The sequence below is a fragment of the Moritella sp. genome, from assembly GCF_033791185.1.
In the GTDB taxonomy this organism is placed as follows: Bacteria; Pseudomonadota; Gammaproteobacteria; order Enterobacterales; family Moritellaceae; genus Moritella.
This window is the reverse complement of the sequence record NZ_JASJHF010000183.1, coordinates 1-4,999: the sequence shown is the minus strand read 5'-3', so window position 1 is coordinate 4,999 and position 4,999 is coordinate 1. Positions and strand designations below refer to the sequence as shown.

At 42.7% G+C, this 4,999-nt stretch carries 3 protein-coding genes; all 3 read left to right on the top strand.

Going from position 1 to position 4,999, the window contains the following annotated elements; genetic code table 11:
• Window positions 1-379: 379 nt before the first annotated feature.
• Window positions 380-1,975: an alkaline phosphatase gene (locus QNK26_RS10950; RefSeq protein WP_319222893.1), complete on the top strand. Its 1,596-nt coding sequence runs from the start codon at window positions 380-382 to the stop codon at window positions 1,973-1,975.
• A 57-nt stretch (window positions 1,976-2,032) separates the two neighbouring features.
• The gene (locus QNK26_RS10945; protein ID WP_319222891.1) at window positions 2,033-3,211 is read left to right on the top strand and encodes a YibE/F family protein; all 1,179 of its coding nucleotides are present in this window, start codon (window positions 2,033-2,035) and stop codon (window positions 3,209-3,211) included.
• A 641-nt stretch (window positions 3,212-3,852) separates the two neighbouring features.
• On the top strand, window positions 3,853-4,999 hold a 1,147-nt coding region (locus tag QNK26_RS10940), incomplete at its 3' end, for an amino acid adenylation domain-containing protein (RefSeq protein ID WP_319222890.1).

The window sequence follows — 4,999 nt, the reverse complement described above, 5'->3', positions numbered from 1 at the left end:
TACAGTTGTATTTGTAGGGGAACCGTAAATGTTATATAGCGCAGATAACATCAAGCTAAAGCACTTAATACTCTAAAGAGGGAGATAAACAGGATCGGGATCAGACCATAACTTAACCGCCCTTATTTAATATAAATAACAAAAGATAAGGCAGCCAAATTTCTTTTTTATTTACGAATCTCATTTTGTAGGGGCAATATCAACTCTTATATTCCAAGTCTTTTGAGCTGTGTATTACTTCTTGTATTTTAGTCTTGTATGGTGCTTTTTATTAATATAATGTCATGTTATTAAAAGAAAAAGTGTATGTATCCCCTGCATACTCCCTCTTTTGCAATACTTTACAGTCTTAAACATAATTAAATCATTGGAGAAAAGAATGAGATCCTATCTATGTAGTAAAAATGTTATTCGCTCGGTGGTGTTATCCGTTAGTTTGGCGCTAATAGCTCCTGCTGTTAGTGCCGCTGACGCTCCTAAGTATGTGTTCTACTTTATCGGTGACGGTATGGGGCCAGCTCAGCGTCAGTCCGCGCAGTATTTCCATAAGATTGAGACCAAAAATCCTGAGGCCAAGTTGTTGATGAACAGCTTTCCTACCTCTGCATTGGTGACCACTCACTCTGATAACACCATTATTACCGATTCCGCTGCTGGTGGTACCGCTCTGGCTACTGGGTTCAAAACCACCAATGGTGTCATTTCAAAATTGCCTGATGGCACCAACATCATAACTATTGCTGAAGCCGCTCGTGACGCTGGCTATGCAGTGGGCCTAGCAACGACTACCCGTATTACCCATGCTACACCAGCTTCGTTTTCTGCTCATAACATGAGTCGCGGCAATGAGAACGAGATTGCGATTGATCAGCTGGACTCCAACTTTGATTATCTGGCTGGTGGTGGCTTCCGCCACTTTGTGGCGAAAGGTAATACCGAAGGCCTGAAATCCAAGCGCAAAGATGATCGTGACCTTGTGGCTGAATTCAAAACCAAGGGCTACACCACCTTTATCGGAGATAAAACGCGTGATGACTTCCGTGCTTATAGTCCGAAAAAAGGCGATAAAGTTTTGGCGACTTTAGCCTACAGTGCGCTGGGGATGGAGATCGACCGTCGTTTCAGCACCCAAAAAGAAAACGCAATGCCTGCGCTTTCTGAACTGACCTCCAAGGGCATTGAAGTTCTGGCCGCACAGAAGAAGCCTTTCTTTATGATGATTGAAGGTGGTCGTATTGACTATGCCGCTCACACTAATGATGCTGCTGGAACTATTTACGACACACTCGCTTTAGATGACGCTATTGCCGAAGCCTATGAGTTCTACAAGCAGTATCCTGAAGAAACACTGATTGTCGTGGCTGCCGATCACGAAACTGGCGGTATGGCGATGGGAATTAGCCTCGATTCTAAAGGCTATTTCTTGAAATTGGATGAGCTGCTAAAGGTTAAAGCCTCTGTGGAAGACGTGTTGATGTATGTTTATCCTAAAATGATTAAGGATTATCCCGAAGTTGGCAAGCGTCAGAAAGCGTATCTTGGTTATGTGGCTAAAGACTTCGGCTTGACCGATCTTAATGCCCGAGAGCTTGCGAAGCTGCAGTCTGCGATGGACATTGAAGATCACAACCAAACCGTTGCACCAGATAAACAGACCAACTACGGCTATGCGTATACGCCAACCATGATCGCTGTTGCGCATTTGGTGTCTGAGCGTGCTCGAATCAGTTGGACTTCTTATGTTCATACTTCTTCGCTAATCGCTCTGTCGGCTATTGGTCCTCAGTCTGGTCAGTTCGATGGCTTTAAGGATAACACTGACGTGCCTAAGATAATGGCAAAAATTATGGGTGTTAAGCTATCTTCATTTGCAGCTAAACCGTCTAAAGCGTTGCTGGGTGAAACTCTTTCTCCCAATAAGAAATACTCGGAAGTGCCTTACGGCCACACAGAAAATGTTGCTGGTAAAAACTAGCATCTACAAAATGGGCGCGCAGGTTCGCTTGCGCTCCCTCTCTAGTTCGGAGTATAGATGTTAAAGTTGAATAAAATTACAAAGGTGAGCTTAGTCTTGCTCGCCATCATTGTTTTAGCCTTCGTTGGGCAACGCTTTTGGGGCGCAGCGGAAAATGGCAATGTGCATGAACTGCCTGGAATGGTTATATCTGTTGATAATGAGGACATTTTACAGGTCGGTGCTGGCGCGGTTGGCGTACAGACCGCGACAGTAGTGATCAGTACTGGGGAATGGAAGGGCGTCCAAGTGATGGCTGTCAATCATTTGAACGGGCAGCTGGAGATGGATGAAATCTATGAGGCTGGGGATAAAATCCTACTCGCCGTTCAGGTGGTAGACCAGCAGATCGCCGATGCTAGAGCCATTAACAGTTACCGTCAAAATTGGGAATTGGTACTGTTTGCGGTTTTTGCTGTAGCGCTACTGGCGTATTCACGTCTGATTGGTCTGAAGGCGCTGTTTTCCTTTATGGCAACATTGGGTGTGTTGTGGTTTTTTTATATTCCGAACCTGCTGGCTGGTGCATCTCCTCTGCCTTTGACCCTCGCGGTACTCGTGTTGCTATCCATGACAATTATCTTATCGGTGGCCGGAGTGACTCGTTACGGCATTGCGGCTTTACTGGGTAGCTTGTGTGGCTTGGCTGTGACACTGGGCTTGACGGTATTTTTTGGCGAGAAGCTCGAACTGGCTGGCATGACAACGCCGTTTTCCACCATATTGCTAGTGCAGGGGGGTTACGGTTTGAATTTTCAGCATATTTTTTATTCTGCTGTACTGCTGGGGGCTTCTGGGGCAGCTATGGATATTGCCATGGATGTCAGTGTGTCGATGAACGAAATCAAGGTCAAAAGACCAGATATTGGTATGCGTGAACTGATTCAGTCCGGTATCAATATTGGGAGAATGGTAATTGGCACTATGTCCACGACCCTGCTTTTAGCCTACTCTGGCGGTTATCTGACGATGCTGATGGTGTTTGTTTCACAAAATACCAGTTTTACGCGCATTGTTAATATGAAAATAGTGGCAGCCGAAATTTTTAGAATTTTGATCGGCAGTATCGGTCTTGTGATGGTAGCACCACTAACTGCTGTTATCGCGGGTGTGTTGCTCAGTGGAGGTTACAAGGCATGGCGTGAGTCGGGGAAAAAAGGAATGCAGCACCTTGCTGGCGAAGGCAAAAGAAATTGAATAATTACGCCTGATTTAAGTAAGGTTCATTCATAGATTGGACATTAAGAGATTATCGGGTTGAGGTTATATTGCAATCGACCCGTTTTTTTTCACGCCGTGTAGATGATCTCCTTAATTTAGTGTTTGATATAGTAGATCGAGTACATAATTAAATGCTTAACAAATTGCTGCATGCGGACTCGATACAGTGGTCGCGGTTTTTGCTAAAAAAAAGCAACAAAATGTTATGGTTGACGCTCGCCCAGTATTCAACTCCTGAGATTAGCTATCAAGGAGAACCATGCGGTAATGCGATTAATGCAAAAGTCCTTAGAGATTTTGCCTATAGTCTATTATCTGCCAACAAAGCCAACAAAGCCAACAAAGCCATCAAATTGCCCCCAAACACTCAGCAGTTTTAGTCTAGATTAAGTCATGTGACAAAATATAATGACCTTATCCTATAAAAATTCAATTTTTTTATTTATACCATCATTTGTGATCTATTCTTTTAAAAGTAACGTACTGTATTTTATTGCATTGTGTTGTCTTCATAGAAATGACGATACTCAATATTGGGGCAATTCCAAAATAAATACTCTCTGTGATTACGAAAGAGAGTTGTAGGCTTATAAAGATAAACTTGGGATATAACATACATGACACAGTTAAAACTGGATTGCCACAATGGCGATAATATTGTTGATTTATTTCGAAGCCAAATAGATCAACAGGGAAAAAATACAGCCGTTTCTTTCCAAGATAGAAACATAACCTATCAGCAACTTGGTGAAAAAAGTGTAGCGCTAGCATTATATTTACAACAGCAGGGCGTTTGTGTAGACGGATGCGTTGGCTTATTTGTAGACCCGTCAATTGAACTAATGGTCGGTGTATGGGGGATTTTACAGTCTGGTTCGGCTTATTTACCGCTAGCCCCCGAATATCCCGATGACCGTCTAAAATACATGCTTGAAAACAGCCAGTGTAAAATTATTGTCGTGCAAGATGAGTTAGTGGAACGACTATCTTCCCTCGTTTTAGATGATGTCGTATTAATCACATTTTCACAGGTAACGCACTTTTTCATCACCAAAGAAACACCTCAATATTATATGCTCACACAGCATGCCACATCAGATAACTTAGCGTATGTCATTTACACATCGGGCAGTACCGGTAAACCAAAAGGTGTGATGATAGAACACAAAAGCATTGCTAACCAAATGGATTGGTTATCGACTCACTTTTCACTAGATTTTCAAAGTGTTGTTTTACAGAAAACACCGATGAGTTTTGATGCTGCTCAGTGGGAAATTCTGGCCTCATGTTGCGGTGCACGGGTTGTTATGGCTGAGCCTGGCATATATAAAAATCCAGAGAAACTTGTAGATACCATGATGCATCATGACGTCTCAATGCTACAAGGCGTGCCTACTTTACTGCTGGCGTTACTCAATGTTGAAAAATTCACTCAATGTACTTCGCTAACTCAAATATTTAGTGGCGGTGAAGCGCTGTCACAACACCTTGCTAATGAACTTTCAGAGCAATTACCTCATAGCAGTATTATCAATTTATATGGGCCAACTGAGTGCACGATCAATAGTTCGGCTCATATTTTTGATATAAAAGAAATTCAAGATAGTGCTGATACTATTTCTATTGGTAAACCCATACAAAATACACAGTATTATATTCTCGATAACGATAAGCAACCTGTGGCAGTAGGCGATATTGGTGAACTTTATATTGCCGGTCTCGGCTTAGCGAGAGGTTATTTATATCGTGAAGATTTAACTGCAG